The organism is Stenotrophomonas sp. WZN-1 (genome assembly GCF_002192255.1).
Lineage (GTDB): Bacteria > Pseudomonadota > Gammaproteobacteria > Xanthomonadales > Xanthomonadaceae > Stenotrophomonas.
In genome coordinates this window covers 4,450,001-4,452,500 of record NZ_CP021768.1, presented here as the reverse complement: position 1 = coordinate 4,452,500, position 2,500 = coordinate 4,450,001, and the positions used below count along the sequence as shown (strand labels likewise).

The following is a 2,500-nucleotide window of genomic DNA, read 5'->3' as shown; positions in this document are numbered from 1 at the left end:
ATCGCGACTTACCAAACCATTGCAAACTCCGAATACCGAGACGGACTGTATGGGAGACACACGGCGGGTGCTAACGTCCGTCGTGAAAAGGGAAACAACCCAGACCCACAGCTAAGGTCCCAAATTCACTGCTAAGTGGAAAACCATGTGGAAAGGCACAGACAGCCAGGAGGTTGGCTTAGAAGCAGCCACCCTTTAAAGAAAGCGTAATAGCTCACTGGTCGAGTCGGTCTGCGGGGAAGATTTAACGGGGCTAAGCAGTGAACCGAAGCTTGGGGTGCATAACTTTGTTATGCGCGGTAGAGGAGCGTTCCGTAAGCCGTTGAAGGTGGATTGAGAAGTCTGCTGGAGGTATCGGAAGTGCGAATGCTGACATGAGTAACGATAATGCGGGTGAAAAACCCGCACGCCGAAAGCCCAAGGTTTCCTTGCGCAACGTTAATCGGCGCAGGGTGAGTCGGCCCCTAAGGCGAGGACGAAAGTCGTAGTCGATGGGAAGCAGGTTAATATTCCTGCACCTCGCGTAAGTGCGATGGAGGGACGGAGAAGGTTAGGTGTACCAGGCGTTGGTTGTCCTGGGGAAAGGCGGTAGGTTTGGATCTTTGGCAAATCCGGGATCCTTTAAGACCGAGCACCGAGACGAGCCTTTATGGCGAAGTCACTGATACCACGCTTCCAGGAAAAGCTCCTAAGCTTCAGCTTACGCAGACCGTACCGTAAACCGACACAGGTGGGTAGGATGAGAATTCTCAGGCGCTTGAGAGAACTCGGGTGAAGGAACTAGGCAACATGGCACCGTAACTTCGGGAGAAGGTGCACCCTTTTTGGTGGCTCGTGCGAGCTATAGCTGAAGAGGGTCGCAGTAACCAGGCCGCTGCGACTGTTTATCAAAAACACAGCACTCTGCAAACACGAAAGTGGACGTATAGGGTGTGACGCCTGCCCGGTGCTGGAAGGTTAATTGATGGGGTCAGCCGCAAGGCGAAGCTCTTGATCGAAGCCCCAGTAAACGGCGGCCGTAACTATAACGGTCCTAAGGTAGCGAAATTCCTTGTCGGGTAAGTTCCGACCTGCACGAATGGCGTAACGACAGCGGCGCTGTCTCCACCCGAGACTCAGTGAAATTGAAATCGCTGTGAAGATGCAGCGTTCCCGTGGCAAGACGGAAAGACCCCGTGAACCTTTACTATAGCTTTACACTGAACGTTGAGTTCGTCTGTGTAGGATAGGTGGGAGGCTATGAAACTGTGGCGCTAGCTGCAGCGGAGCCATCCTTGAAATACCACCCTGTCGTGCTTGACGTTCTAACCTGGGCCCATTATCTGGGTCGGGGACCGTGTATGGTGGGTAGTTTGACTGGGGCGGTCTCCTCCTAAAGAGTAACGGAGGAGCTCGAAGGTACGCTCAGCGCGGTCGGACATCGCGCACTGTGTGCAAAGGCATAAGCGTGCTTGACTGCAAGATCGACGGATCAAGCAGGTAGGAAACTAGGACTTAGTGATCCGGTGGTTCTGTATGGAAGGGCCATCGCTCAACGGATAAAAGGTACTCCGGGGATAACAGGCTGATACCGCCCAAGAGTTCATATCGACGGCGGTGTTTGGCACCTCGATGTCGGCTCATCACATCCTGGGGCTGTAGTCGGTCCCAAGGGTATGGCTGTTCGCCATTTAAAGTGGTACGCGAGCTGGGTTCAGAACGTCGTGAGACAGTTCGGTCCCTATCTGCCATGGGCGTTGGAGATTTGAGAGGGGCTGCTCCTAGTACGAGAGGACCGGAGTGGACGAACCTCTGGTGTTCCGGTTGTCACGCCAGTGGCATTGCCGGGTAGCTATGTTCGGAAGCGATAACCGCTGAAAGCATCTAAGCGGGAAGCGCGCCTCAAGATGAGATCTCCCGGGGCACAAGCCCCCTGAAGGAACCATGTAGACTACGTGGTTGATAGGTCAGGTGTGTAAGTACAGCAATGTATTGAGCTAACTGATACTAATGATCCGTGCGGCTTGACCATATAACCTCAAGTTGCCTTGGCTTTACGACAACGTCGTAAGAGCATCCAAGTGCACGCTACGTCACAAGAACTATGCGAGGCTGGCGCCTTGTCCCTCCGGGACGAGTGCGACTCTCCAAAAGCCTCCCTGGTGAAATTAGCGCTGTGGAACCACCCGATCCCATCCCGAACTCGGAAGTGAAACGCAGCTGCGCCGATGGTAGTGTGGCTCAAGCCATGCGAGAGTAGGTCATCGCCAGGGTTTACACCCAAAACCCCGCTGCTTGCGCAGCGGGGTTTTCCTTTTTTTGCAGGCACCTGGTTTCGACCTGGACTTGCGGCAACAACTTCACGAAGAGCTTCAAGTTCCTCAAACAAGTTGTTGACAAAGCTGAAAGGCCTGCCATAATAGGCGGCTCGCAACGACGAAAGACCCTCGGGTCCAACGACGAAGCAGCATCGGCAACAACGTCCACTCCGGTGAGGCGGCCTTGAAAAAAGGTGTTGACG

General features: G+C 54.2%; 2 rRNA genes (1 of these 2 only partly in view). Both read left to right on the top strand.

Annotated elements, in window-relative coordinates:
• Positions 1 to 2,011 (top strand): 23S ribosomal RNA (locus CCR98_RS20715); it begins 868 nt to the left of the window's first position.
• Between the two features lie 126 nt (positions 2,012 to 2,137).
• Positions 2,138 to 2,252: ribosomal RNA gene (rrf, locus tag CCR98_RS20710) — 5S ribosomal RNA — on the top strand.
• Positions 2,253 to 2,500: the final 248 nt, after the last annotated feature.